This window comes from Bordetella sp. (assembly GCF_057362025.1).
In genome coordinates, this window is the sequence record NZ_JBMQQZ010000042.1 from 42,279 (window position 1) to 68,044 (window position 25,766).

Annotated in this window: 20 protein-coding genes; 13 read left to right on the forward strand and 7 right to left on the reverse strand. The window is 66.5% G+C overall.

Translation table 11 applies throughout. From position 1 onward, the window contains the following. Nucleotides 1-10: 10 nt before the first annotated feature. The 6 genes from gspD to ACO1P8_RS09490 all read left to right on the forward strand — a co-directional run bounded on the left by gspD (nucleotide 11) and on the right by ACO1P8_RS09490 (nucleotide 7,776). Nucleotides 11-2,551: a type II secretion system secretin GspD gene (gene gspD / locus ACO1P8_RS09465; RefSeq protein WP_486295633.1), complete on the forward strand. Its 2,541-nt coding sequence runs from the start codon at nucleotides 11-13 to the stop codon at nucleotides 2,549-2,551. A 58-nt stretch (nucleotides 2,552-2,609) separates the two neighbouring features. Beyond that, nucleotides 2,610-4,034 carry a type II secretion system ATPase GspE gene (gene gspE / locus ACO1P8_RS09470; protein WP_486295634.1) on the forward strand — a complete coding sequence of 475 codons (1,425 nt, stop codon included), beginning with the start codon at nucleotides 2,610-2,612 and terminating at the stop codon, nucleotides 4,032-4,034. 106 nt (nucleotides 4,035-4,140) lie between these two features. Next, a complete protein-coding gene (gene gspF / locus ACO1P8_RS09475) occupies nucleotides 4,141-5,352 on the forward strand; it encodes a type II secretion system inner membrane protein GspF (protein WP_486295635.1) in 1,212 nt (403 codons plus the stop codon). Between the two features lie 72 nt (nucleotides 5,353-5,424). Beyond that, nucleotides 5,425-5,835: a GFA family protein gene (locus ACO1P8_RS09480; RefSeq protein ID WP_486295636.1), complete on the forward strand. Its 411-nt coding sequence runs from the start codon at nucleotides 5,425-5,427 to the stop codon at nucleotides 5,833-5,835. Between the two features lie 114 nt (nucleotides 5,836-5,949). Beyond that, nucleotides 5,950-6,288 (forward strand): four-helix bundle copper-binding protein, encoded by a 339-nt coding sequence (locus tag ACO1P8_RS09485; protein WP_486295637.1) that lies wholly within the window; start codon nucleotides 5,950-5,952, stop codon nucleotides 6,286-6,288. A gap of 231 nt (nucleotides 6,289-6,519) precedes the next feature. After that, a complete protein-coding gene (locus ACO1P8_RS09490; protein ID WP_486295638.1) occupies nucleotides 6,520-7,776 on the forward strand; it encodes a hypothetical protein in 1,257 nt (418 codons plus the stop codon). Here ACO1P8_RS09490 and ACO1P8_RS09495 read toward each other — a convergent pair. Continuing rightward, nucleotides 7,738-8,409 (reverse strand): YrbL family protein, encoded by a 672-nt coding sequence (locus ACO1P8_RS09495; RefSeq protein ID WP_486295639.1) that lies wholly within the window; start codon nucleotides 8,407-8,409, stop codon nucleotides 7,738-7,740. The two genes, ACO1P8_RS09490 and ACO1P8_RS09495, sit on opposite strands and share 39 nt — an antisense overlap. A 180-nt stretch (nucleotides 8,410-8,589) precedes the next feature. Continuing rightward, nucleotides 8,590-9,540 carry a LysR family transcriptional regulator gene (locus tag ACO1P8_RS09500; protein WP_486295640.1) on the reverse strand — a complete coding sequence of 317 codons (951 nt, stop codon included), beginning with the start codon at nucleotides 9,538-9,540 and terminating at the stop codon, nucleotides 8,590-8,592. 156 nt (nucleotides 9,541-9,696) lie between these two features. On the opposite strand from ACO1P8_RS09500, the gene ACO1P8_RS09505 reads away from it, so the two are divergent. Genes ACO1P8_RS09505 through ACO1P8_RS09515 form a run of 3 tightly spaced genes read left to right on the forward strand, consistent with a single transcriptional unit; the run spans nucleotide 9,697 to nucleotide 13,060 of the window. After that, nucleotides 9,697-10,719 (forward strand): Bug family tripartite tricarboxylate transporter substrate binding protein, encoded by a 1,023-nt coding sequence (locus ACO1P8_RS09505; protein WP_486295641.1) that lies wholly within the window; start codon nucleotides 9,697-9,699, stop codon nucleotides 10,717-10,719. Between the two features lie 18 nt (nucleotides 10,720-10,737). Continuing rightward, entirely contained in the window at nucleotides 10,738-12,456 is a 1,719-nt protein-coding gene (locus ACO1P8_RS09510) for an N-acyl-D-amino-acid deacylase family protein (protein WP_486295642.1), read from the forward strand. Continuing rightward, nucleotides 12,446-13,060: a malonic semialdehyde reductase gene (locus ACO1P8_RS09515; protein WP_486295643.1), complete on the forward strand. Its 615-nt coding sequence runs from the start codon at nucleotides 12,446-12,448 to the stop codon at nucleotides 13,058-13,060. Before ACO1P8_RS09510 ends, ACO1P8_RS09515 begins: the two co-directional genes overlap by 11 nt. A gap of 45 nt (nucleotides 13,061-13,105) precedes the next feature. Here the strand turns inward: ACO1P8_RS09515 and ACO1P8_RS09520 are convergent, their stop codons facing one another. After that, nucleotides 13,106-13,831, reverse strand: a complete 726-nt coding sequence (locus tag ACO1P8_RS09520; RefSeq protein ID WP_094844374.1) for a GntR family transcriptional regulator — start codon at nucleotides 13,829-13,831, stop codon at nucleotides 13,106-13,108. Nucleotides 13,832-13,970: 139 nt separating this feature from the next. Here ACO1P8_RS09520 and ACO1P8_RS09525 point away from each other — a divergent pair, with 139 nt between their 5' ends. The 3 genes from ACO1P8_RS09525 to ACO1P8_RS09535 are packed head-to-tail and all read left to right on the forward strand — an operon-like array spanning nucleotide 13,971 to nucleotide 17,054. Further along, a complete protein-coding gene (locus tag ACO1P8_RS09525) occupies nucleotides 13,971-15,119 on the forward strand; it encodes a mandelate racemase/muconate lactonizing enzyme family protein (protein WP_486295644.1) in 1,149 nt (382 codons plus the stop codon). A gap of 4 nt (nucleotides 15,120-15,123) precedes the next feature. Next, the gene (locus ACO1P8_RS09530; protein WP_486295645.1) at nucleotides 15,124-16,059 is read left to right on the forward strand and encodes an NAD(P)-dependent oxidoreductase; all 936 of its coding nucleotides are present in this window, start codon (nucleotides 15,124-15,126) and stop codon (nucleotides 16,057-16,059) included. Nucleotides 16,060-16,091: 32 nt separating this feature from the next. Then, complete coding sequence (locus ACO1P8_RS09535; RefSeq protein ID WP_486295646.1) at nucleotides 16,092-17,054, forward strand: Bug family tripartite tricarboxylate transporter substrate binding protein; 963 nt, start codon at nucleotides 16,092-16,094, stop codon at nucleotides 17,052-17,054. A gap of 70 nt (nucleotides 17,055-17,124) precedes the next feature. Here the strand turns inward: ACO1P8_RS09535 and dbpA are convergent, their stop codons facing one another. The 4 genes from dbpA to ACO1P8_RS09555 all read right to left on the reverse strand — a co-directional run bounded on the left by dbpA (nucleotide 17,125) and on the right by ACO1P8_RS09555 (nucleotide 22,614). Further along, nucleotides 17,125-18,513, reverse strand: a complete 1,389-nt coding sequence (dbpA, locus tag ACO1P8_RS09540; RefSeq protein ID WP_486295647.1) for an ATP-dependent RNA helicase DbpA — start codon at nucleotides 18,511-18,513, stop codon at nucleotides 17,125-17,127. Between the two features lie 100 nt (nucleotides 18,514-18,613). Beyond that, nucleotides 18,614-20,527: a B12-binding domain-containing radical SAM protein gene (locus ACO1P8_RS09545; protein ID WP_486295648.1), complete on the reverse strand. Its 1,914-nt coding sequence runs from the start codon at nucleotides 20,525-20,527 to the stop codon at nucleotides 18,614-18,616. Nucleotides 20,528-20,680: 153 nt separating this feature from the next. Beyond that, nucleotides 20,681-21,193 carry a single-stranded DNA-binding protein gene (ssb, locus tag ACO1P8_RS09550; RefSeq protein ID WP_486295649.1) on the reverse strand — a complete coding sequence of 171 codons (513 nt, stop codon included), beginning with the start codon at nucleotides 21,191-21,193 and terminating at the stop codon, nucleotides 20,681-20,683. A gap of 236 nt (nucleotides 21,194-21,429) precedes the next feature. Next, complete coding sequence (locus tag ACO1P8_RS09555; protein WP_486295650.1) at nucleotides 21,430-22,614, reverse strand: MFS transporter; 1,185 nt, start codon at nucleotides 22,612-22,614, stop codon at nucleotides 21,430-21,432. A gap of 110 nt (nucleotides 22,615-22,724) precedes the next feature. Between ACO1P8_RS09555 and uvrA the strand changes: the two genes are divergently transcribed. Then, on the forward strand, nucleotides 22,725-25,622 hold the full coding sequence (gene uvrA / locus ACO1P8_RS09560) for an excinuclease ABC subunit UvrA (RefSeq protein WP_486295651.1): 2,898 nt from the start codon (nucleotides 22,725-22,727) through the stop codon (nucleotides 25,620-25,622). Nucleotides 25,623-25,766: the final 144 nt, after the last annotated feature.

Here is a 25,766-nt window from a genome sequence, read left to right on the forward strand (position 1 = left end):
TAAAGCTTCAATGAACGCAGCACGCGCTTTTCGCATCGACTCCACCGCCCGCGCCGCCCGGCGCCCCGCTCGCGGGTCCCACGGCGCGGCGGGCCGGCACCTGGTTCCCACCGTGCTCGCCGTCCTGCTGTTGCTGGGCGGATGCACGGCGCCGGCCCGGCGTACCGCGCGGCCGCCCGTGCCGGACAATCCGCTCATCAGCGCCGGCGCCAGCCAGTCCGATCCGGAAGTCGCACGCGCCCGCAACGCCACCACGGCACCCGCCGCGGCCCCGCGCGATCTCGGCCCGCTGCATGTGCGCGTCAAGGTGGACGGCCGCGACGTGGATCCTGCCGACGCCAATCTCGCGGCGGCGGCCAACCAGGCCGGCGCGGGCACGAGCGGCGCCGACAGCGTTAACCTGAACTTCGTCGACGCCGACCTGCCTTCGGTCGTGCGCGCGCTGGCGCGCTACACCAGCCGCAATTTCGTCGTCGATCCGCGCGTCAAGGGCAAGCTCACGCTGGTCTCCGAAAAACCCGTGGACCCGAACACCGCCTACGACATGCTGCTGGGCGCGCTGCGCATGCAGGGCGTCGCGGTGGTCGAAGTCAACGGCGTCAGCCGCGTCGTACCCGAAGCGGACGCGAAACTGCAAGGCGCCCCCGTCACCGATGGCGGCGGCGCCACGGCCGGCGGCCTGGTCACGCGGGTCTTCCACCTGCGGTACGAGAACGCCACCAATCTGCTGCCCGTGCTGCGCCCCATGATCGCGCCCAACAACCCGATCAACGCCTATCCCAACAACAACACCCTGGTCGTCACCGACTATGCCGACAACATGGCGCGCATCGCCAAGGTGATCGCCGATATCGACAATCCCGATTCGCTATCGGCAGACGTCATCCCCGTGCGCTACGGGATCGCCAGCGATATCGCGTCGGTGGTGGGCGGCATGATGGACACGCGTGGCGGCAACGATGCCAGCCAGCAGGTCACCGTCGCCGCGGACCCGCGCAGCAATAGCGTACTGGTGCGCGCATCCAACCCGGCGCGGGCGCTGCTGGCGCGCGAACTCGTCAAGCGCCTGGACAATCCGCAGGCCGCGGCCGGCAATCTGCACGTGGTCTATCTGCGCAACGCCCAGGCCGTCAAGCTGGCCGGCGTGCTGCGCGGGGCGCTGACGGGACAGTCCGACAACCGCGGCGCAACCGGCGGCGCCGGTACCGGCACGGGGGGCAACGGGGCCGGCGGCGACTACGGCGGCAGTCCCTTTCGCGGCGGTACGTCCGCCGTGAACACCTCGCAGGCAAGCGCGACGCAGAACACCATGGGCGGCGGCGCGAACGGCGCCAGCGGCTCGCTGCGCTTCGGCCAGGGCGCCGACAATGCGGACCGCGATGCGCAGGGCAACGCGTTCTCGGCCAATGGCGCCACCATTACGGCCGATCCGACCACCAACACGCTGATCATCTCCGCACCCGAACCGCTCTATCGCAGCCTGCGCGAGGTCATCGACGAACTGGACCAGCGCCGCGCGCAAGTCCTGGTCGAAAGCCTGATCGTGGAAGTTTCCAGCGACGATGCCGCGCAATTCGGCATCCAGTGGATGTTCGGCGGCAACGGCCTGAACGGCAACGGCACCACGGTGTTCGGCGGCACCAACCTTAACGGCAGCGGCCTGAACCTCAGCAGCAGCACCGCCACGTCGATCGACGCCCTGGGCTCGGGTCTGAACCTGGGCATCGTCAAGGGCACGGTCGATGCGCTGGGCCACCAGATCATCAACCTCGGCGCGCTGGCGCGCGCCATGCAGGGCATACAGGGCACCAACATCCTGTCCACGCCGAACCTGCTGACGCTGGACAACGAACAGGCCAGCATCATCGTGGGCCAGACCGTGCCTTTCGTCACCGGCTCCTATGTGACCAGCTCCGGCGACGGCTCCAGCAACCCCTTCCAGACCATCGAGCGCGAGGACGTCGGCCTGACGCTGAAGTTGCGGCCGCAGATCTCCGAAGGCGGCACGGTCAAGCTGGACCTTTACCACGAAGTCAGCAGCATCGACGACACCGCCACCAGCACGGCAGGCATCATCACCCGCAAGCGCGCCCTGGATACCAGCGTCCTGGTCGACGACGGCCAGATCATCGTGCTGGGCGGGCTGCTGGAGGACTCCGGCACGGACGGCACGCAATCGGTGCCCATACTGGGCGACCTCCCCCTTATCGGCTCGCTGTTCCGCTACACCAGCCGGCATCGCACCAAGACCAATCTGATGATCTTCCTGCGTCCGCATATCGTGCGCAGCAGCCAGGACAGCCGCCGCCTGACCCTGGACCGTTACGACTACATGCGGCGCGTGCAGGACAACGCGAGGACGCCGCACAGCTGGCCGCTGCCCGACGTCGCTTCGCCGCAGCTGCCGCCGCTGGGCACCGACGCGCAGCCGCTGTCCTCGCGCCCGCTGGACCTGCGGCCCAGCGCCGCCGGCCAGACCTTGGTCCAGGACCCGCCACCGACGACCACCGAGACACGCGTGTACCCATCGACGGCGCGGCCGAACTTTTGACGAAGCTGGGCTACCAGCCCGAGACGATACGGTAGACAACGGCATCGGAGACCGCACGATGACATCCCTGCCATACGCCTGGGCACGCGCGCAGCGCGCCCTGCTGACGATCCGCCCGGAGGGCGCGCAGCTGACCTTCAGCCCGCGCACGCCGCAGTGGGCCCGCGCCGAGGCGCGGCGCCATCATCCCCTGGCGCAGGAACGCGAGATCGCCGACGACGAGCTGGAAACGCTGCTGGCCGCCGCCTACGCCCATGCCGGCGATGCGGCCAGCGTGGTGGCGGCGTCGGAAAACGAGATCGACCTGGATCGCCTGATGCAGGACATCCCGGAGATCGAGGACCTGCTCGATACCCAGGACGACGCGCCGGTGATCCGCATGATCAATGCCCTGTTCACCCAGGCCGCGCGCGATGGCGCCAGCGATATCCATCTCGAAGCCTTCGAAACGCACTCCATGGTGCGCTACCGCGTCGACGGCACGCTGCGCGACGTGGTCAGCCCGCGCCGGGCCCTGCATCACGCGCTGATCTCCCGCATCAAGATTATGGCCAACCTCGACATCGCGGAAAAACGCCTGCCGCAGGACGGCCGCATCGCGCTGCGCGTCGGCGGGCGGCCCATCGACGTGCGTGTCTCCACCTTGCCCACCGGCCATGGCGAACGCGCCGTGCTGCGCCTGCTGGACAAGGAGGCGGGACGCCTGCGCCTGGAAACCCTGGGCATGGCGCCCGCCGTCCTGCAGCGCCTGGACCGCCTGATACACCAGCCGCACGGCATCGTGCTGGTCACCGGCCCGACCGGCAGCGGCAAGACCACCACGCTGTATGCGTCGCTGGCGCGCCTGGATGCCTCCACCACCAACATCCTGACGGTCGAAGACCCCATCGAATACGACCTGCCCGGCATCGGCCAGACCCAGGTGAATCCGCGCATCGACCTCAGCTTCGCCACCGCCCTGCGTGCCATCCTCCGCCAGGATCCGGACGTCGTCATGATCGGCGAAATCCGCGACCTGGAAACCGCGCAGATCGCCGTGCAGGCCTCGCTGACCGGGCACCTGGTACTGGCCACGCTGCATACCAACGATTCCGTATCGGCGATCACGCGCCTGACCGATATGGGCGTCGAACCCTTCCTGCTTTCGTCGTCGCTGCTGGGCGTCCTGGCGCAGCGGCTCGTGCGCCGCCTGTGCGCGCATTGCAGGCAGCCGGCCACGACGGCCGACGGACGGCAGGCATGGCGCGCCGTCGGCTGTTCCGCGTGCAGCCACACCGGCTATAGCGGCCGCACGGGCATCCACGAACTCTTCGTCATCGACGACGGGATACGCGGGCTGATGCATACCGGCGCGGGCGAACAGGCCATGCGCCGCGCCGCCGAAGCCGCCGGCATGCGCAACATGCGCCACGACGGCCAGCGTTGGGTGGAAACGGGGGAAACCTCGCCGGAGGAAATCCTGCGCGTCACGCGCGACGATTGATCCGTGGTGCCGCCAATGCGTAGATAACCTCCCCAGTGCCCCTTCGGACGCTCGAACACCAACCCACGCCAACGAAATCCACGAGCTCAGCAAGCCCCAGACGCCCATGCCTTCCTACACCTTCGAAGCCTCCGACGCCGCGGGCCACCTGGAACGCGGCATGATCGATGCAGACTCGCCGCGCGGCGCGCGCAATGCCCTGCGCGCGCGCGGCCTCACGCCACTGAGCGTGCGCGATGCGTCCGGCCACCACCGCGCCGGCTCCGCGCGCTGGCTGGGCAAGCACCTGAGCGATACCGAACTGGCGTGGCTGACGCGGCAGATCGCCAGCCTGCTGGCCGCGCGCCTGCCCCTGGACGCGGCATTGACCGCCACCCTGGAGCAGGCCGAAAAGCGACACATCGTCCAGGCCATTTCGGCGGTACGGGCCGACGTGCGCGCCGGCCACCGTCTGGCCGATGCGCTGGCTTCCCGGCCCAAGGACTTCCCCGACATCTACCGGGCGCTGGTCGCGGCGGGCGAGGAATCCGGCGACCTGTCGCTCGTCATGGAAAGGCTCGCCACCTACGTGGAACAACGCAACGCGCTGCGCGGCAAGGTGCTGACGGCCTTCATCTACCCCGCCATCGTCGGCGTCGTATCGGTGGGCATCATCTTCTTCCTGCTCGGCTTCGTGGTGCCGCAGGTCATCGGCGCCTTCAACCAGACGCACCAGCAATTGCCGCTGATCACCCGCATCATGGTGGCGATGAGCGACATCGTGCGCGACTGGGGCGCGGCGGGCCTGGCGGCCGGCGTCGCGGCCTTTGCCGCATGGCGCTGGAGCCTGCGCGCGCCGCCCGCACGGCTGCGCTGGCACGCGCGCGCATTGCGCCTGCCCATGGCCGGCCGCTTCATCCTGGAAATGAACGCCGCGCGCTTCGCCTCCACGCTGGCCATTTTGACGGGCAGCGGCGTATCGCTGCTGCGCGCCCTGCAGGCCGCGGCACAGACCTTGACCAACGACCGCCTGCGCGCGGCCGTCGCCGATGCCACCGACCGCGTGCGCCAGGGCGCGGCCCTGGCTGCATCCCTGCAAACCCAGAAGGCCTTCCCGCCGCTGCTGATACACCTGATCGGCAGCGGCGAACGCACGGGCGAACTGGCGCCCATGCTGGACCGCGCGGCCACCACGCTCGCGGCCGACCTCGAACGCCGCGCCATGGCCATGACCGCATTGCTGGAACCGCTGATGATCCTGATCATGGGAGGCGTCGTACTGGTCATCGTGCTGGCCGTCATGATGCCGATCATAGAGATCAATCAAATGGTGCAGTAAGGGTTTGCGTCGCCCGGCTCATGCGCAGGCTTGCGCCGCACTAGAATGGTCGTCGCAAATCGAGGAGTGCGCATGTCAAGGAATGACGTGAAAGGCAGCTGCCTGTGCGGCGCCGTCCGCTACGCCGTCGAAGACCGCTTCGAATACGCCATGAACTGCCATTGCTCGCAGTGCCGGCGCGCAACCGGCTCCGCCTACAAGAGCTTCGCCGGCATCGCCGCCGATCGTCTCAGGATCGAACATGGCGCGGACGCCACCATGATCCACGGCAATCCGGGCGCCGAGCATGATGTCCATTGCGGCACCTGCGGATCCCTGCTCTATTCCATCGTGCGCGGCGGCGCCTATGCCCACGTCACCATGGGAACGATGGTGGACACGCCGGCGATTCGTCCTTCGATGCACATCTTTGTCGGCTCGAAGGCACCCTGGCACGAGATCACGGACGGGCTTCCCAGGTACGACACGCTGCCGCCCGGCTGATCCGGCGACGCACCGCCGCGGGACCCGGCCGATGCCCGCCCGCGTCGCGTCGGCACAGCAGTTGCTCGCCTCCAGGTCTCGCACCCTTCGCCGACCGCATTCAGGAGACCCACCATGAAACCCATCCCCCCCGAGGCGCAGCTTTGCATCGACGAATGCCTGCGCTGCTACCAGACCTGCACCGCAATGGCCATGAACCACTGCCTGGAAGAAGGCGGCCCGCACGTGGAGCCCGGCCACTTCCGCCTGATGATGGCTTGCGCGGAAATGTGCCGCACCGCGGCGCACTTCATGCTGATCGGCGTGCCCCATCATCGGCATACCTGCGCCGACTGCGCGTCCATTTGCCGCCAATGCGCGGACAGCTGCGATGCGCTGGACAGCATGGACGACTGCGCCACGATGTGCCGGCGCTGCGCCGACGCCTGCGAGCGGATGGCCGGCCCCGCCTAGGGGGATGCGCGTGAGACTGCCGCTGCCGCCGTTGCCGGTCGCCGTCAACGTCGACGGGCGCCGGCCCGCAGCGGGCAACACCATCGCGAAGGGGGGCATCTACCGTACAATTTGATGGAAATTTCACACCGGCCCGCCGACACTGCGGCGCAGCACTTTACTCTCGCCAGATCGATATGCGCTTGAACGCCCGCCGCGCCGCTTATGGCGCCTCGTCATGAGCGCCCACTGATGGATTCCCCTCCCGTTTTCGATTCATCCGCTTGCGCGCGCGCACTGCGCGACTTCATCGAGCTGGGCCAGGCCGGCCATATCCCCTGCGTCATGCTGCGGCCGCGCGACATTGCCGGCGACGGCATATTCCAGGGCGACTTCGACTTTCTCATCGACGAAGCCCGTTTCGACGAAATATTGCGGGCGGTGTTTTCGCTGTGCCAGGCAGCCGGCGTCAGCTTCGTTCTGCGCCAGTCGGCGCCTTTCAAGCGCCAGGTCGAGCTGCTGGACGGCAGCGGCCGCCGCGTAACGATAGAAATGTGGCCGCACGCGGAATTGCGCACGCGCAGCGAACGCGGCCGCCTCAGCCGCGCGGGTGTCGCCTATACCGCCTACGAGCGACTGGACGCCCAGGGACGCGAGGAATTGCTGGCGGCGCTATTCCTGCTGCACCTCCACCACAAGGGCAAGGACCTGCGTGACGCCCTGGTACGAGACAGGCTGGCCTACTTCGCCGACCGCGTCGCCACCGTGCCGGGGCTGCGCGATGCCATGAACGGCTTGTTGGCGGGCACCATGGAAATGGATGCCGCGCACCAGGCGGCCACGGCCTTCCTGCGCGCCCGCGGCATACCGGTTACCCCGCCCACCGCCATCGCGCTCAAGCGCCTGGCGTGGCGCGCGCGCCGCGTGCTGCACTGGCCCGCCGGCGACACCACCGCCGTGATCGGTCCGGACGGCAGCGGCAAAACCGCGTTGATGGACGGCATCGAATCCAGCCCGTCGGGCAAACGATTCCGCTTCAGGCGCTTCAAGCGCCTTTTCCGCAAGCCGCTGTTCTACTGGGGCAGCGAACCGCGCAACGTGCGCGACGAAAAACGGCTTTGGCTGATATTGCCCGTCGCGTGGGCGGCTTTTTCGCTCATGCAGCTCTTCACGGGCTGGCGCCGCCCGCTCATCCTCGATCGCTACTTCTACGACTACTTCGTACGCAACGTCCGCCTGAACAGCCAGGGCGATTTCCGCCGTATCGCGGCCTACGACCTGTGTACCGCGCTGGCGCCGCGCCCGCGGCGCCTGATCGTCGCGTCCTGCACCCCGGCCATCATCCACCAGCGCAAGCAGGAGATGTCGCAAGAGGCCATCGCGGCGCTGTACGAGATGTACCTGGACCAGGTGCGGCGCAGCCGCGTGCCATCGACCTTGTTCTGCTATACGGGCGCCCGGCCCGAGCTATCAGGCCGTCAGGTGCTGCATTTCCTTGGGAACCCATAGCCGGCTTGAACGATCGCGCAGCAAGCCCAGCGTTCTCTCGCGGAAGGCCTGTGCCTTCTGCCGGGCCGTCCAGTGCTCCAGCGGCGTGAACGTGCACCGGGCCCAGTACTTGAAGTCGAAGTGCCGCGTACCCAGCCCATCGACGAAAACCAGGTGCGCCCGCGCGGCGGCGCCCGCTTCCCGCACCAGGAAGTTATCGACGCCATAGTCGGCCAGGATCACGCCTGCGCGCGCCAGCCAGTCGGCGGCTTCGTAGATCAGCCCGACCGCTTCCAGTTCGGTGATCATGCCGCTGCGCAAGGCCCGCGACAAGGTCGGACAGGGCGTGCCGTCCGGCCGTTGGACCAGATCGACCACCAGGCCCCGGCCACGATCCGTCTGGACCCAGCCATGCACGCGTGGGATGTGAGGCCCCGCCACACCCAGGCGTTCCAGGTGCGTGCTGTAGTGCAGGTCGATGTCGTTCTGCGCCCGTTCGTGCTCCGGCTTGGCAACCTTGACGCCCAGCGCGCGATTCAAAGGATGCCGCCAGACTTCACGATCATGGCCGGCGCCGATTTTTTCGGTCAGAACGAGGACGACATCCTGCAAGGAGGGCGCGTCTGCCAGACACCCCGAAGGAAGTGTGCTCATGTAATTTTCGTCAAATTGATCTGATAATTTTGACGGCGTTCAGAGTTATATGACAATAGTCTTTCAGTATGCCGTCGCGGGACGACAACGGCAAAAGACTAAAGCCCATATAGATCAAAGACTTACCTGATAAAGCACTTTCAACGTCTCAGGTTCGACGAAATTTCGACGGGCAGCCTGCTATAGGGGACGCTTCGCGCCGGCGATACCGGGCCCGGATCCGCGCCCGTCCAGCAGCCCCCTCACCATCGAGACGATCAACGCGCAGGCGGGCGATAGCGTGCGCCGGGCGCGATGTACGACGCTGTAGGTCAACGCGTCCGTGCCGGGTAAGGCCACCGGCAGGGCCACCAGGCTGCCCTCGCGCAACTCGGCCGCAATGGCTTCCCGCGTACAGAACAGGACGACATCGCTGCCTTGCGCGACATCGCGCAGCGTCGCCACGCTGTCGCATTCGAAAGCGATGGGCAGATCGTCCGGGTCCGCCACCCTGTACAGACGCGACAGGTTGGCCCGTGCCCGCCGCGGCAAATGCGTCGCGGCAAGGCGATATTCCTGCATGCAGGTGCGCAACCGTCGGGAGGGAACGCCTAGCAGCGGATGCCCGGGACGCACAAACAATCCCCCATGCTGCGGCGGCAACGTATACACGGCGAAGTCCGCCGGCGGCGGCAGGCTATGCGTGACGGCAACGGCGAAGTCCAGCTTGTCCTGCTGCAGCTTGTCCAGCAACCGTTGCCAGCTTTCGATTTCGACATGGACGGCAAGCCCGGGATGCTCCCGGGCGATGCGGGTCAGCAGGGGGGAAAGGAACGTCGCTGCCGGAAACACCCCAACGCCCAGGCTCACCCGGCCGGATTCGTAGCCGCGCAGCCCGTCCGCCCGCCGCTGCAGCTCGGCCGTCTCGCCCATAATCCGGCGCGCGTGCGCCACCGCCATCTCGCCGGCCTGGGTCAGCGATACGCCGGACGCTGAACGGTCCAGCAGCACCAGGCCCAGCGTCTCTTCCAGGGACTGGATGCCCCGGCTCAGCGCCGATTGCGTCAGGTGCAGCCGCTGCGCCGCGCGGGAAAAATGCTTCTCCTCCGAAAGCACCAAAAGCTGCTGCAAACCGCGGATCGTAAGGCTCATGAGTTTTTCTCATCAGATAGCGCTCCAATATGCATTGGATGCGGCCGGTGCGGACGACTATAAATGGGCTCCGCGGCATTGGCCAACGGCTTGCCGCGCGCATTCCAACCGATAGAGCTGCCCCGCACGGAGGCGGCCACCCATGGAGGAGGCAATATGAATATCCGTTCATACCCGACGCGCCTGTCCGCGGCCGCGCTGCGCATGGTCTCCGCCGGCACCCTGGGCGCGGCGATGCTGGCCGGCGCGCCGGCGGCCGCCGCCGATCCGGCGGCCTGGCCGGCACCGGGCAAAACCATACGCGTCATCGTGCCCTTCCCCGCGGGTTCCGGCTCCGATTCCCTGGCGCGGCTGCTGGCATCCAAAGTCGCCGAGCAGACCGGGGCACCGGTCATCATCGACAACAAGCCTGGCGCCGGTACCGTGATCGGCGCGCAGGAGGTGGCCCGGGCCAATCCCGATGGCTATACCCTGCTCTATACGATCGTGGTCACCCACACGCAGAACCCGCATCTCTACAAGAAGCTGCCCTACGACCCGTTCAAGGACTTCACGCCTATCCTGCAGGTGGTCCGGTCCGCCACCGTGCTGGTCGCGTCGAAGAACACGCCATTCAATACCACCCGGGAGATGATCGCCTACGCCAAGGCCCATCCCGGGAAATTGAACTATGCGTCCTACAGTCCCGGCTCGACGTCGCACCTGAATGCCGAAATCCTCAAGATGCGCACCGGCACGGATATCGTCCACATCCCCTACAAAGGGACGGCGGACGCGTCCATGGCGCTGATCGCCGGGGACGTACAGATCTACTTCGACGGCACGGCGACCGCGGTGCAGAACGCGCAAGCCGGCAAGGTAAAAGTGCTCGGGCCGGCCTCCGACAAGCGCCTTAGCGTCATGCCGGATATGCCGACGCTCGAAGAGCAGGGTATCCCGGGCTTGAACATCGTCGGCTGGCAGGGCCTGTTCGCGCCCGGCAATGTCCCGCCCGCCCTCGCCGAACGCATCGCTTCGGTTTTCCGCCACGCGCTGGATACCCCCTCGGTCGTCCAGACCATCGTTTCCCAAGGCAACGAGCCCAGCGGCGCCGGCCCCGGCGAATTCGCCGCGATCGTGCGGCGCGACTACGACCGCTGGGGCGAGGTCATCCGCCGGACGGGCCTCTCGCTCGACTAATCATTCAGGAGACCCTCCATGCACGATATCGTTATCCGCGGCGCGTCGATCGTCGACGGCTCCGGACAACCCGCCCATACCGGCGACGTGGCCATCAGCCATGGCGTCATCGCGCAAGCCGGCGGGCACGCCGGCGCCGGGCGTCGCGAGATCGCGGCCGATGGCTGTCTCGTAACGCCGGGCTGGGTCGACATCCATACGCACTACGACGGCCAGGCCACCTGGGACCCCTACCTCAGCCCGTCCACATGGCACGGCGTGACGACGGCCATCATGGGCAACTGCGGCGTCGGCTTCGCGCCAGTGAAGCCAGACCGCCGCGACTGGCTGATCAAGGTGATGGAGGGCGTGGAAGACATCCCCGGTACCGTCCTGTCCGAAGGCATACAGTGGGATTGGGAGACCTTCCCGCAATACCTCGATGCGCTGGACCGCCGGCCGAAAGCACTGGATATCGGCGCGCAGATCCCGCACAGCGCGGTGCGCGCCTACGTGATGGGCGACCGTGGCGTTCACCACGACGAGGCGTCCCCGGAAGACTTGCTGGCCATGCGCAACGTCGTGCGCGAGGCCATGCAGGCCGGCGCGGTCGGCTTCTCGACATCGCGCACCTTTCTTCACAAGTATGACCAACGCAAGTATCCGCCCGGGACGTTCGCCACGGATGAAGAAATCAGTGCCCTGGGTTCCGTACTGGGTGAAGTCGGGCACGGCGTATTCCAGATGACGGCCAACCACCCCGCCATGGAAGCCGAGCTGCCATGGCTGGAACACCTGGCGCGATCCAACAAACTGCCGGTGCTTTTCAATCTGCAGCAGACCGACGGCGCGCCCGACGTCTGGAAACAGATCGTCCGCACGCTGGACCGCGCGCGTGACGAGAACGTGCCGCTCCTGGCCGGGATCAGCGGACGCCCCCTGGGGATTCTTTTCTCCTGGCAAAGCAGCCTGCACCCCTTCATCGCGCATCCGACCTACATGGCGCTGCAGGACCTGCCGTTCGAGCAGCAGCTCCAACGCCTGCGCGACCCCGCGGTGCGCACGCGCATCATGCAGGAAGAGCGGGGCCTGCTCGATCGCCGCGCCCAAACGCTGTTCAACAGCTTCCACAAGATCTATCGGCTGGGCAGGAACCCGGACTACGAGCCCCATCCCGAGCAGAGCGTCGCGGCCATGGCAGCGCGCGAGGGCCGCCCGCCCCTGGAGGTCGTGTACGACCTGATGCTGGAAAACGACGGCAAGGCGATTCTCTACTATCCGTCGTTCAATTATTCGTACGAGAACCTCGATCACCTGCATCAATTGATGCAGCACCCCAATACCGTCAACAGCCTGTCGGACGGCGGCGCCCATTGCGGCTATATCTGCGACGTCAGCTTGCCCAGCTTCATGCTGAGCTTCTGGACGCGCGACCGGACGCGGGGCCCGCGGCTGCCGCTGGAGCATATCGTCAAGCGCCAGACCGCCGACACGGCCAGCGTCTACCGCTTGAACGATCGCGGCATGGTGCGCGCCGGCTACAAGGCCGACATCAATATCATCGACCCCGCGGCGATTGCCGTGCATTGCCCCGAAATGGTTTTCGACCTGCCCGGCGGCGGCCGGCGCCTGGTCCAGCGTGCGGACGGCTATATCGCAACCCTGGTCGATGGCCAACCGATTTTCGAATCGGGCGAGGCCACCGGCGCCCTGCCCGGCAAGCTCCTGCGCGGCGCCAAGGTTCGCCATGGACGCTAGGCCGCAAGCGGCGCCGCCCCGCGCGGTGGACGAAGTCCAGCTGGACAGCTTGTTTCGCGCTGCGCGCTCCACGCGGGAATGGCAGGATCGCGCGGTACCCCACGCACGGCTCGAGCAGCTCTACGATCTGATGCGCATGGGCCCCACGGCAGCCAACTGCCAACCCACGCGGATCGTCTTCGTCGCCAGCCAGGCGGCCAGGCAAAAACTGCTGCCGCTGATGGACGAAGGCAATATCGAATCCACGCGCCGCGCGCCCGTGACGGCCATCGTCGGCTACGACCTGCGCTTCCACGAGCACCTGGCCAGGCTATACGCCCACCAGCCCGACGCGGCCTCCTGGTTCAACGGCTCGCCGGCAGTGGCTCGCGAAGCGGCCCTGCGCAACGGCAGCCTGCAGGGCGGCTACTTCATCATGGCGGCCCGCGCCCTCGGATTGGATTGCGGCCCCATGGGCGGCTTCGACGCACCCGCGGTGGCACAGTCCTTCTTTCCCGGGAGACCGGTCGAAGTCAACTTCCTGTGCAACCTCGGCTATGGCCTGCCCTGCCGCCACCCGCGGCTGCCCAGGCTGGATTTCGAGGAAGCCTGCGCCATCGTATAGCCGGGCTTTGCCGCCCCCTCGCCGCAGGGCGCGGCGCACCGGGCCTCAAGCCTTCAGATCGATCTCGAGCCGGATCGCGTCGCCGCGATAGATCACCTCCGCGTAATAGATGACCTCGCCCGCCGCGTCGTGGAAGATGCGTGCCACATGCGCCACCGGCGCATCCTTGGCGATGTGCAGCAGCGACGCGGTCTCGGCGTCCGCCGTGCCGATGGTCAAGGTCTGGTGCGCACGCGCGATCTGCACCCCCGGCAGCTCCAGCATGACCGGTATCACTGCGCGCGAGCGGAATTTCTCCGGCGCCAGGGTGAAAACCGATTGCGCCACATACAGCGCGATCACGCAGTACGCGCGGCCATCGTTCATATGCAGGCGGCGCATGTAGGCGTAGCCCTCTTCCCGGCCGCCGCCCACCGGCAGGGGACGTGGGGTTTCATCGATGGCCAGGATCACCGGCGCCAGGCTGCGGTAGGTATCCCCCAATTCACGCAAAGAGCTTTCCAGCGGCGCGGTACGGATGGGTCGTACGGTCTCGGCCACGAATGTCCCCTGGCCGCGATGACTGGCCAGCAACCCTTCGGCAACCAGCAGTTGCACGGCCTGCCGGGCAGTAAGCCGGGCGACATCGAAAGTCTCCGCCAACTGCTGCAGCGAAGGCAGGGCGTGGCCCGCGGGCCACTCGCCTTTTTCGATGCGGCGGCGCAATTGGTCCGCGACGGCAACGTAGCGTGGAATCGGCCCGGCCGGAAGTGTTTGACGGTGTACAGACATATATAAGTCTAGTATTATGTACTTTTAGATTTCATGGCGGTGATTTTGCGCCATTTTTATTCGGCCGATGTCTTCCGGCACGGATTGTTTCAATCGTCCGTCCATCGACCGCGCTTCATTCAGGATCAACCTGCCGCACATGATTCAAGACCATCCCTTCCAAGTCGCCAAGCTGGAAACCTTCGTTCTGCGCGTGCCCGCGGATCCTCCGGTGCGCACCTCTTTCGGCATCATGCATGATCGCCCCGCGGTCCTGGTGCGCGTCACCGATACCGAAGGACATCATGGCTGGGGAGAAGTATGGTGCAATTTCCCGGCCGTCGGCGCCGAACACCGCGCGCGTCTGGTCGACACCTGCATACGCCCGCTGCTGTGCGGCCGTACCTGGTCGACGCCGGTCGAATGCTTCCAGTCGCTGAGCGACAGCGTGCGCATTTTAGCGATCCAGTCCGGCGAACCGGGCCCGCTCGCGCATGCCATCGCGGGCGTGGACACGGCGATCTGGGACATGGTGGCGCGCCGCGCGGGGCTACCTTTATGGAAGCTGCTCGATCCGCAAGGCGGCGCGACGATCTCGGTGTATACCTCCGGCATCAATCCGGAGCACCCGGAGCGAGTCGCCGAAGCCAAGGCGCGTGAAGGCTATACCGCGTTCAAGTTGAAGGTGGGCTTCGGCGACCGGCGCGATGAAGACAATGTTCGCGCACTGCGCGATGCCATGGGACCGGATGCCACCCTGATGGTCGACGCCAACCAGGCATGGACGCAGCCGCAGGCCGAAACGATGGCGCAAAAGCTGGCCGCCTATCGCCTGGAATGGCTGGAAGAACCCCTGCCCGCGGATACGCCTTGGGACACCTGGCGCGCCTTGACCGATAAAGTGCCCCTGCGCATCGCCGCCGGCGAAAACCTGCGCGGCGCCGATGCCTTCGATGCGGGCATGGAGCAAGGGGGATTGGCGGTCATCCAGCCGGACCTCGGCAAATGGGGTGGCTTCAGCGCCTGCCTGCCCGTGGCCCGCGCTGTCCTGAAACAGAATCGCTGGTTCTGCCCGCATTGGCTGGGCGGGGGCGTCGGCTTGACCGCCTCCATGCATCTGAAGGCTGCGGTTGGCGGGCCGGGCTATGTGGAAGTGGACTCCAATACCAACCCGCTGCGCGATCTGCTGATGCCGGAAGGGCATGGCGTGAAGAACGGCAAGGTGACATTGCCGGACACCCCCGGACTGGGGGTCGCGCCGCCGCTGGATCGGCTGGCGCCCTACGTCGCCGCGGCGTACGGGGCCTGACACCATGAGCGCGCAAAAGATCGTCATTTCGGAATTCATGGACGAAGGCGCCGTACAGCGCCTTTCCGCCACATTCCACACCACCTACCAGCCCGACCTGTGCGCGCGGCCGGACGAACTGGCCGCGCTGCTCGCCGATGCGGACGCACTGATCGTCCGCAACCGCACGCAGGTCAATGCGGCGCTGCTGGCCGGGCAAACCCGCCTGAAGGCGGTCGGCCGCCTGGGCGTAGGCCTGGAAAATATCGATCTGGATCACTGCCGGCAACAGGGCATCGATGTATTCCCCGCGGTCGGCGCGAATGCCGGCGCCGTCGCCGAATACGTCGTCTGCACCGCCATGATGCTGCTGCGCGGCGACGCCTACCTTTCCACCGACGAGGTCGCCCGGGGCGCATGGCCGCGCGCGCGCCTGGTCGCGGGCCGGGAAATCGCCGGCAAGACGCTGGGCATCGTCGGCCTGGGCTCGGTGGGCCGGATCGCCGCCGCGCTGGCGCGCGCGGTGGGCATGCGGGTATGCGCCCATGATGCCGCCCTGGACGCCGCGCATGACGCATGGCGGGACGTCATCCGCCATGCCGACCTCGACACCTTGATGCGCGAAAGCGATGTCGTGTCCGTGCACGTGCCGCTGATGGATGCGACGCGCGACCTGATCGACGCCCGCCGCCTGGCCTTGATGCCGCGCCACGCCATATTGATCAATGTCGCTCGCGGCGGTGTCGTCAATGAAGCCGCACTGGCCGAAACGCTGCGCCGCGGCGGCATCGCCGGCGCGGCCGTCGACGTTTTCGAAAGCGAACCCTTGCCCGCGGACTCGGTTTTCGCGGGCATACCCAACTTGGTCCTGACGCCCCATATCGCGGGCGTCACGGCCGAGTCCAACGTACGAGTGTCATACGCCGTCGCGGACGCCATCGCGCAAAGACTGCGCGCATAGGCCGACCGGCATCCAGAGAGGAGATGTACAAAATGAAGATTGCTGCATGGTTTGCCAGTTGCCTGTTGGCCCTGGGCGCGATTTCCGGTGCCCAGGCTGCCGACTGGCCGGATAAGCCGGTCAACGTGATCGTGCCCTACCCGGCCGGTGGCGGTGTGGATCCCGTCGCCCGCCTGATCGGCCAGAAGCTATCCGAACGCTGGGGCCAACCGGTCATCGTGCAGAACAAGGCTGGCGCCAGCGGTTCCATCGGCGCGGCCTATGTCGCGAGGTCGAAGCCCGATGGACTGACCATCATGATGTCGGCGACTGCCGAAGTGGTGATCAACCAGTACATCATGCAGCAGATGCCCTACGACCCGGAGAAGGATCTGGTGCCGGTCACCCTGGCGGTGCGTCTGCCGTTCGTCCTGGTAACGCAACCCAAAGCGCCCTACTCCAACGTGGCGGAACTGCTGGCTTACGCCAAAAAGCATCCCGGCGCCCTGACCTACGCATCCTCGGGCAACGGCACGCCGCAGCATCTTGCCGCGGTCCTGCTGGAACAGCTGGGCGGCGTGAAGCTGACGCACATTCCCTACAAGGGCGTGGCGCCTTCCATCAGCGCGCTGCTGGCCGGCGAAGTGAACATCGGTTTCGTCGGTTTGCCCACCGGCCTGCCGCACATCCAATCCGGCCAGTTGAAGGCTTTGGCGGTGTCGGGCTCCAAGGCGGCGGCCGCGGCGCCGGACATTCCCACCGTTGCCCAGACACCGGGGCTGCAGAAGTTCGACCTGACCCAATGGTTTGGCGTGTTCGTGCCGGCGGGTACGCCGGATGACGTCGTCCAGCGCATCCAACAGGACGTCGCCGCGGTGCTGCAGATGCCGGACGTGCGCAAGGTACTGGTCGCCCAGGGCGCGGAACCCAGCGGCATGCCCACCGCGGATTTCCGCGCCTTCGTGGAAAAGGAACGCAAGAAATTCGCGGATATCGTGAAGGCGGGCAATCTATAGGCGTCCCGGCACTTATCCTGGGCGCTTCCGGCCGGTTCGGTTTCGCCCCTCGGGCGCTACGGGCGAGCTGTCAGAACTCTTCCAGAAACCGCATGCGGAACCGGCGGCCTTTAATATTGCTGTTCGAGATCCGCCCAAACGCCTGCTTGGCGATCCGGCGGTCCAAGGCCACATAGGCGTTGAACTCGGTGATGTTGATCTTGCCGACCTGCTCGCGCGTCAGGCCGCCATCGCCGGTCAGCGCGCCCAGCAGGTCGCCGGGACGCAGCTTGTCTTTCTTGCCACCCTGGATGCTCAAGGTGACCATGGGCGCGTGCAAGGGGCGATCGGATCCCGGCCGCAGCGACTTCAGATCGGCCCATTTCAACGGCGCGCCCTGGTATTGCTCTATCAGGGTGGCCCACCGCATTTCCTCGGGCGATACCAGGCTCAGCGCCAGCCCCTTCTGCTCGCCACGGCCGCTACGGCCGATGCGGTGGACATGAACCTCGGTATCCTTGGTCACGTCCACATTGATGACGGCGCCCAGATTCTGGATATCCAGCCCGCGAGCCGCCACATCGGTCGCCACCAGAACGGCGCAGCTCTGGTTGGCGAACTGGATCAGGATTTCATCGCGATCCCGCTGTTCCAGGTCACCGTTCAGCGCCTGCGCGCTGATCCCTTTTGTCCGCAGGCGTTCCACCAAGTCGTGGCTGCGCACCTTGGTATTGCAGAATGCCAGCGTGGACACCGGCTGATAATGCGCCAGCAACGCGGCCACGGCGTCCAGCCTTGCGCCTTCATCGACCTCGTAGAAAACCTGCTCGATGCGGCTGCCATCATGCTGGGACTCGACCTTGATCTCCGCCGGGTTGCGCAGGAAACGGGCGCTTAGCTTGCGGATGTTGTCGGGATAGGTCGCCGAAAACAGCAGCGTCTGGCGCTTGGCGGGACAATGCGCGGCGATCGCCACGATGTCATCGTAGAAACCCATATCCACCATGCGATCGGCCTCGTCCAGCACCAGCGTATTCAAGCCGGACAAATCCAGGCTGCCACGCTCCAGGTGGTCCTGGACGCGGCCCGGCGTACCCACCACCAGATGGGCGCCGCGGGCAAGCGACTCCGCCTGCGGGCGCGCGGCCGCGCCGCCGCAAAGCGTCAGCACCTTCACATTGGGAATCAACCGGGCCAGCCGGCGCAGTTCCTGCGCGACCTGGTCGGCCAGCTCGCGCGTAGGGCACAACACCAGCGCTTGCGGCGCCAGGCGGCCGACGTCCAGGTTCTGCAGCACGCCCAGGCCGAACGCCGCCGTCTTGCCGCTACCTGTCTTGGCTTGGGCGATCAGGTCGCGTCCTTCCAGGACAAGCGGCAGGCTCTGCGCCTGGATGGGCGTCATCTGCGTGAAACCCAGGCCTTGAAGGTTCTCCAGCAAGGAGGGGGCAAGGGGCAATGACGAGAAGGGAGGGTTGGTCACGATGGGGCGCTGCGCGGAAGGCGTTGGACTGCGTAGACCGACAGTGTATGCCTTCGCGCTATTTCCCCAAGCCCGACGCTCCCTCGAAAGCCCGCACGGGCTAATCGCGCCGGCTCAGTGCACGCCGGATCCGATTCGGCGCCACCGTCGTACGCGGCACCTTGAACGGAAACCAGCCGCGCACATCCTCGTCCAGCCCGATGCCGTGCATGTAGTTGTAGATCGCCTTCTTCAGCCCTTTGCCCAGGCTGTCGTGATCCACGCCCGTGGGATCATGAAACCCGATATCGTTCTTCGCGAACGAAACCGGCGGCAGGGGCTGCAGCGTCACGCCGTATTCCTCGGGGTTCTTCCCGACCGGCGAATGCACCGTACAGGCAAAGCGGTGGAAAAAGCCGCTCTGGATGCAGTCGTTCTCGAACAGCTGCCGCACGTACTCCAGGGCATCGACGGTATCCTGCACCGTCTGCGTAGGAAAGCCGTACATCAGATAGGCATGCACCAGGATGCCGGCATCCGTGAACGCGCGCGTCACCCGCGCCACCTGGTCGACGGACACGCCCTTCTTCATCAGGTTCAACAGGCGGTCCGACGCCACCTCCAGCCCGCCGGACACGGCGATGCACCCGCTATCGGCCAGCAGCTCGCACAGCTCCGGCGTGAACGTCTTTTCGAAGCGGATGTTGCCCCACCACGAAATACCGGCGTTGCGCTCGATCAGTTCGGTCGCCAACGCCTTCAGCGATTTGGGCGGCGCGGCCTCGTCCACGAAGTGGAACCCCGTCTGCCCCGTCTCGCGCACGATGGCCTCGATGCGATCCGCCAGCACGGCGGCCGACGCGCCTTCGTAACGGCCGATATAGTCCAGGCTGACATCGCAGAAGCTGCACTTCTTCCAATAGCAGCCGTGCGCCACCGTCAGCTTGTTCCAACGGCCGTCGCTCCACAGCCGGTGCATCGGGTTCAGCATGTCCAGCAGCGACAGATAGCGATCCAGCGGCAGCCCGTCCCACGTGGGCGTTCCCACCTCCGCGAAGGCAATGTCGGGCTCCACCATATTCACGTACCGCACCGCGCCCGTATCGGCATCGCCCACAAAGGTACGCACCAGGCGCTGGCGCGAACGCTTGCCCTGCACATGCTCCAGCAAAGCCAGCAAGGGGCGCTCGCCGGCATCCAGCGTGACGTAGTCGAAGTAATCGAACACGCGCGGGTCCTGCAGCTCGCGCAGTTCGGTATTGACGAAGCCGCCGCCCAGCACCGTCACGATGCGCGGATCCTGCGCCTTGATGGTTTGCGCGATACGGAATGCCGCGTACACCGCGCCCGGGAATGGCACCGACAACAGCACCATCGTCGGCGCATGGCGCGCCAGCGCTTCCAACGTCAGCTCGCGCAGCGTATCGTCCACCAGGTTGGGCGGCGCGGCCAGCGCCTGGGCCAGGGGATCGAAGGTAGGCTGGCTGCCGGCCAATGACTCCGCATAACGCACGAACTCGAATCGCGAATCGACCGCGTCGCGCACCACATCGGCCAGATCGTTCAGGTACAGCGTCGCCAGATGCTTGGCACGATCATGCAAGCCCAGCGCGCCGAACGCCCAGCCCAGCGGATCGCCGCCCTCTTCGTCCACATACACGTCCAGGGCGCTGAAACGCGGCCCCTCGGGCAGGAAATTGCGGCCCACGATACGGTGCGCCAGCGTCGAATCGCGTCCCTGCAGAAAGGCAATCACCGGCCCTATCGTCGCCAGATAGCGCGCCCGCTGCGCCGCGAAGGCCTGGATCGCGGGACTATGCTCGCGCGCCGGCATCGCATCGACGCGCGCGCCGATCGCGCGCAGGCCGTCGACCGACAGCAGCCGCAACACCAGCGCCAGCGCCAGGTCCTCCTGGAACGACGCCACCCCGCGCGACCGCAGAAAGCCGGTCAGGTAGGCAGTGGACGGATAAGGCGTATTCAGCTGCGTCATCGGCGGGATGACGGACAGCACGCGTGGGGATGGAAAGGACATGGGCCCTGGCGGGTTGGCCGGCGAGAGAAGACGAGGGGTGATTATAGGGAGCCGGTCATACCCCCTGCCCGCGAGCCTGCCGATGGGCGCAATAACAAACCCCCAGCGAGCGCCAGGCTGGCTGGGGGTTCCTACAGACACATAAGGTCGGGCCTAGAACGGAATATCGTCATCCATATCCGTCAGATTCGCGGCCCCGCCACCCGCCGGCTGACTCGCCGGGCGTTGCGGTGCGGGGCGCTGGGCCTGCTGGCGCGGCTGGCGCTGTTGCGGCGCTTCGTCGTAACCGCCGCCGCCACCGCCATAGCCGCCACCCTCGCCGCCGCCTTCGCGGCCGCCCAGCATCTGCATCTGGTCGGCGACGATTTCGGTGCTGTAGCGGTCAGCGCCGGTATCCTTGTCCTGCCATTTGCGCGTCTTCAGGCGGCCTTCGATGTAGACCGAGCGGCCCTTCTTCAGGTATTCGCCGGCGATCTCGGCCAGGCGGTTGTACATCACGACGCGGTGCCATTCGGTTTCTTCCCGCTTCTCGCCGGAATTCTTGTCCTTCCACTGCGACGTGGTGGCGACGGACAGGTTGCAGATGGCGCTGCCTTCGGGGCTGTAGCGCACTTCGGGATCGCGCCCGAGGTTGCCGACGAGGATGACTTTGTTGACAGATGCCATGTGCTGATTTCCCTAAGCTGCCGGGACTCGGATTGGTCCCTGGCAAGATGACTTCGTTTGGATGCGCGCAGCGCCGGATAGGATCAGGGCCATCCCGCGCGCCGCCTTGGCGGGCCGGGATCGGAACGTCGGAAAGGACGCGCTGTCCGGCCTTGGCTGCGATACGGCAAGCTTACCGCACCTGCGGGCCGGAATTTTACTGATGGCTGACAAAAACGACGCGGTGCCCCGCGCCCTCAGGCCAGCGGCTTCAATCCCCAGCTGACCGCCAGCCAGGCCACGGACAACCCGGCCACCGCCAGGAAAACCGCCCCCGGCCCCGAGTGGGACGCCAGTAAGCCCCCCACGGCGCCGCCGCAGAACAGGCCAGCGGCCTGCGAGGTGTTGTAGAACCCCAGCGCCAGCCCCTTGTACGCGGCCGGCGCGACACGCGACACCAGCGACGGCTGCAGGGCTTCCAGCACGTTGAACATCACGAAAAACAAGGTCAGCAGCGCCAGCATGGCGTGGAAACTGCCCTTGCCCCAGTCCATCAGCCCCAGCACCACGACCAGGCCGCCCACCGCCCCGATCAGGGCGGTGCGGTGCGCGCGGTGCCTTTCGGCCAGGAAGACCACCGGCACCATCAGCACGAACGACACCAGGATGACCGGCAGATAGACCTCCCAAAGGTCGTGCACATCCAGTCCGTCCAGCCTGGCCAGCAGGGAGGGCACGACGACGAACAAGGACACCTGGATGAGGTGCAGGCAGAACACGCCGAAATTCAGCCGCAGCAGGTCGCCGTGCAGGAAGACCTGCGACGGTTTGGCCCCCCGCATGGTGCGGTTGCTGCTCAAGGGCACCACCGGCACCCACCAGCGCGCCACGGCGAAGCTGAGCACGCCCAGGCAGGTGATCGTCCAGAACAGCCCCGGCAAGCCCCACCAGCCCACCAGCAGCGGCGCGGCGATCAGGGACACCGCGAAGGAAACACCGATGGAGGCCCCCACCATCGCCATGGCGCGGGTGCGCACCTCATCGCGGGTGGCATCGGCGAGCCAGGCCGTAATGGCGGCGGAGATGGCCCCCGCGCCCTGGATCGCGCGGCCGATGGTGATCCAGAAAACATTGGGGGACAGGGCGCATACGACGCTGCCGATCACGAACAGCGCCAGGCCCAGCAGCACCACGGGACGGCGGCCCCAGCGGTCGGAAGCCAGGCCGAAGGGGATCTGCAGGATCGCCTGCGTCAGCCCGTAGATGCCCATCGCCAGGCCGACCCTGGCCGGGTCCGTACCGCCCGGCAAGCCGCGCGCGGCGACGGCGAACACTGGCAAAAGCAGGAACAGGCCCAACATACGACAGGCAAAAAGCCCAGCCAGGGCGATGCTGGTACGTCGTTCGGAAGGGGTCAGCTGAAGTCGGGGACGTGACGGCATTCGAGGAGTCGTGGGATGGCGGGGTTCGCCAATGGCCTGGCACGACCCCGAACAAGGACGAGTTCGGCGCGCTATAGTACCAAGTTGGCCTTTGAAACTGCTTAAACCCGATGGACGCGATACGCATTCGGGGTGCACGCACCCATAACCTGAAGAATGTCTCGCTGGATCTGCCTCGGCAGAAACTGGTGGTGATGACGGGTCTGTCCGGTTCGGGCAAATCTTCGCTCGCGTTCGACACACTATACGCGGAGGGCCAGCGGCGATACGTTGAAAGCCTTTCGGCCTACGCGCGGCAGTTCCTGCAACTCATGGACAAGCCGGATGTCGATCTGATAGAGGGCCTGTCCCCGGCGATTTCCATCGAGCAGAAGGCGGCCGGCCACAACCCGCGTTCGACGGTCGGCACCATCACGGAAATCCACGATTACCTGCGGCTGCTGTTCGCCCGCGTGGGCACCCCGTATTGCCCCGATCACGGCTTGCCGCTGCAGGCGCAAAGCGTCAGCCAGATGGTCGACACCGTGCTGGGCTGGCAGGCCGATACGCGGCTGGCGATACTCGCACCGGTCGCCCGCGCGCGCAAAGGCAGCTTCGAGGACGAGGTCGCCAGCCTGCAGGCGCAGGGCTATGTGCGGCTGCGCGTGGACGGGCAAATGGTCGAAATCGACAGCATGCCGCCCCTGAAGAAAACGGAAAAACACGACATCGACGTCGTGATCGACCGCCTGCGCGTGAAAACCGAAAGCGGGCAGCGCCTGGCGGAAAGCTTCGAAACCGCGCTGGCGCTGGCCGACGGCCGCGTCGTGGCGCTGAATATGGACAACGAGCGCGAACATGTGTTTTCCAGCCGCTATGCCTGCCCGGTATGCAGCCACAGCCTGCCGGAACTGGAACCGCGCCTGTTCAGCTTCAACAATCCGATGGGTGCCTGTCCCTCGTGCGACGGCATCGGCCAGGTCGGTTTTTTCGATCCCAAGCGGGTGGTGGCGTTTCCGGAACTCAGCCTGGCGGCGGGCGCCATCCGTGGCTGGGACCGGCGCAACGCCTTCACGCATTCGCTGCTCACCAGCCTGGCGGCGCATTACGAATTCGATATCGAGGCGCCGTTCGAAAGCCTGCCCGACGCCGTGCGCGACAAGGTGCTGTACGGCTCCGGCGACGAGGAAATCGCTTTCGTCTATCTGAACGAGAAAGGCCGCAGCACGGTCAAGCGGCATGTGTTCGAAGGCGTCATCCCCAATCTGGAACGGCGCTGGAAGGAAACCGATTCCGCCACGGTGCGCGAAGAACTGGGCAAATACCGCAACATCAAGGTATGCCCGGACTGCCACGGATCGCGCCTGCGCGCGGAAGCGCGGCACGTACTGATCGGCGACGAAAAGCGCGACGCCAGCGAACGCCGCGGCCTGGCCATCTACGAAGTGGAAGGCATGCCGCTGTCCGAATGCCTGCGCTGGTTCCAGGAACTTTCGCTGACGGGCGCCAAACAGGAAATCGCGCAACGCATCGTGCGCGAGATCGAGGCGCGCTTGAGCTTCCTCAACAACGTGGGCCTGAACTACCTGTCGCTGGACCGCAGCGCGGACACCATATCGGGCGGCGAGGCCCAACGCATCCGGCTGGCCAGCCAGATCGGTTCGGGCCTGACGGGCGTCATGTACGTGCTGGACGAGCCCTCCATCGGCCTGCACCAGCGCGACAACGACCGGCTCATCGGTACCCTGCAGCATTTGCGCGACCTGGGCAACAGCGTGATCGTGGTGGAACACGACGAGGACATGATCCGCTCCGCCGACTGGGTGGTGGATATGGGTCCTGGCGCCGGCGAACACGGCGGCCAGGTCGTGGCGCAGGGCACGCCCGCGCAGGTGGAGGACGACGCACAATCGCTGACGGGGCAATACCTCAGCGGGCGCCGCGCCATCCAGGTGCCGCAGCGCCGTCCGGTGGACGACGGATTGCCCTGGCTGGTGGTGGCGGGCGCCAGCGGCAACAACCTGAAGGACGTGGACCTGCGCGTGCCCGCCGGCCGGCTGGTCTGCGTGACCGGCGTATCCGGCTCGGGCAAATCCACGCTGATCAACGACACGCTGGCGGTGGCGGTGTCGCGCCAGCTGCATCACGCGCAGACCGAACCGGCACCCTTCGTCTCCCTGGAGGGCCTGGAACACTTCGACAAGATCATCAGCGTCGACCAAAGTCCCATCGGCCGCACGCCGCGCAGCAACCCGGCGACCTACACCGGGCTGTTCACGCCCATCCGCGAACTGTTCGCCGGGGTCCCGGAAGCGCGCGCGCGCGGCTACGACCCGGGCCGCTTCAGCTTCAACGTCAAGGGCGGCCGCTGCGAGGCCTGCCAGGGCGACGGCGTGGTCAAGGTGGAAATGCACTTCCTGCCCGACATGTACGTGCCCTGCGACGTCTGCCAGGGCAAGCGCTACAACCGCGAAACCCTGGAGATCCGCTACCGGGGGCGCAATGTCAGCGAAGTGCTGGACCTGACGGTGGAACAGGCGCTGGAATATTTCGACTCGGTGCCGGCCATCTCGCGCAAGCTCCACACGCTGATGGACGTCGGGCTCTCCTACCTGCGCCTGGGCCAGAGCGCGACCACGCTGTCCGGCGGCGAAGCCCAGCGTGTCAAGCTGTCGCAGGAGCTGTCGCGACGCAGCACCGGACGCACGCTGTATATCCTGGACGAGCCGACGACCGGGCTGCATTTCCATGACATCGAACTGCTGCTGAAGGTATTGAACCAGCTGGTCGATGCCGGCAACACGGTACTGGTCATCGAGCACAACCTGGACGTCATCAAGACCGCGGACTGGATCATCGATATGGGTCCCGAAGGCGGCGACGGCGGCGGCCGCGTGGTGGCCCAGGGCACGCCGGAATCCGTCGCCGAGGCCCCGGACAGCCATACGGGCCATTACCTGCGGCGCGTGCTGGACGTCGCGCGGGCCACACCGCCTGCCGCGACGCCGCTGCGCAGGAAAGCCAAGTAGACTTCCAATCACCGGGCAAAGCCGTGTCGCGTCCTGCCCCGGCGCGCCGGACGCGGCGCCGCGAACGATCGCGGCGCTTGCCGGACCGACGCGGGTTTCCCAGAACGTTCCGTGCGGGCGGACACGTCGCTGCAAACAAGCCGG

Coding starts and splice junctions, on each gene's coding strand:
- ACO1P8_RS09485 (WP_486295637.1), top strand. CDS start 5,950: ATGAAACCCATCCCCCCCGAGGCGCAGCTTTGCATCGACGAATGCCTG.
- ACO1P8_RS09555 (WP_486295650.1), bottom strand. CDS start 22,614: ATGCCGTCACGTCCCCGACTTCAGCTGACCCCTTCCGAACGACGTACC.
- gspD (WP_486295633.1), top strand. CDS start 11: ATGAACGCAGCACGCGCTTTTCGCATCGACTCCACCGCCCGCGCCGCC.
- ACO1P8_RS09505 (WP_486295641.1), top strand. CDS start 9,697: ATGAATATCCGTTCATACCCGACGCGCCTGTCCGCGGCCGCGCTGCGC.
- ACO1P8_RS09500 (WP_486295640.1), bottom strand. CDS start 9,540: ATGAGCCTTACGATCCGCGGTTTGCAGCAGCTTTTGGTGCTTTCGGAG.
- ssb (WP_486295649.1), bottom strand. CDS start 21,193: ATGGCATCTGTCAACAAAGTCATCCTCGTCGGCAACCTCGGGCGCGAT.
- ACO1P8_RS09535 (WP_486295646.1), top strand. CDS start 16,092: ATGAAGATTGCTGCATGGTTTGCCAGTTGCCTGTTGGCCCTGGGCGCG.
- ACO1P8_RS09525 (WP_486295644.1), top strand. CDS start 13,971: ATGATTCAAGACCATCCCTTCCAAGTCGCCAAGCTGGAAACCTTCGTT.
- uvrA (WP_486295651.1), top strand. CDS start 22,725: ATGGACGCGATACGCATTCGGGGTGCACGCACCCATAACCTGAAGAAT.
- gspE (WP_486295634.1), top strand. CDS start 2,610: ATGACATCCCTGCCATACGCCTGGGCACGCGCGCAGCGCGCCCTGCTG.
- ACO1P8_RS09520 (WP_094844374.1), bottom strand. CDS start 13,831: ATGTCTGTACACCGTCAAACACTTCCGGCCGGGCCGATTCCACGCTAC.
- ACO1P8_RS09495 (WP_486295639.1), bottom strand. CDS start 8,409: ATGAGCACACTTCCTTCGGGGTGTCTGGCAGACGCGCCCTCCTTGCAG.
- ACO1P8_RS09515 (WP_486295643.1), top strand. CDS start 12,446: ATGGACGCTAGGCCGCAAGCGGCGCCGCCCCGCGCGGTGGACGAAGTC.
- ACO1P8_RS09490 (WP_486295638.1), top strand. CDS start 6,520: ATGGATTCCCCTCCCGTTTTCGATTCATCCGCTTGCGCGCGCGCACTG.
- ACO1P8_RS09510 (WP_486295642.1), top strand. CDS start 10,738: ATGCACGATATCGTTATCCGCGGCGCGTCGATCGTCGACGGCTCCGGA.
- gspF (WP_486295635.1), top strand. CDS start 4,141: ATGCCTTCCTACACCTTCGAAGCCTCCGACGCCGCGGGCCACCTGGAA.
- ACO1P8_RS09530 (WP_486295645.1), top strand. CDS start 15,124: ATGAGCGCGCAAAAGATCGTCATTTCGGAATTCATGGACGAAGGCGCC.
- ACO1P8_RS09480 (WP_486295636.1), top strand. CDS start 5,425: ATGTCAAGGAATGACGTGAAAGGCAGCTGCCTGTGCGGCGCCGTCCGC.
- ACO1P8_RS09545 (WP_486295648.1), bottom strand. CDS start 20,527: ATGTCCTTTCCATCCCCACGCGTGCTGTCCGTCATCCCGCCGATGACG.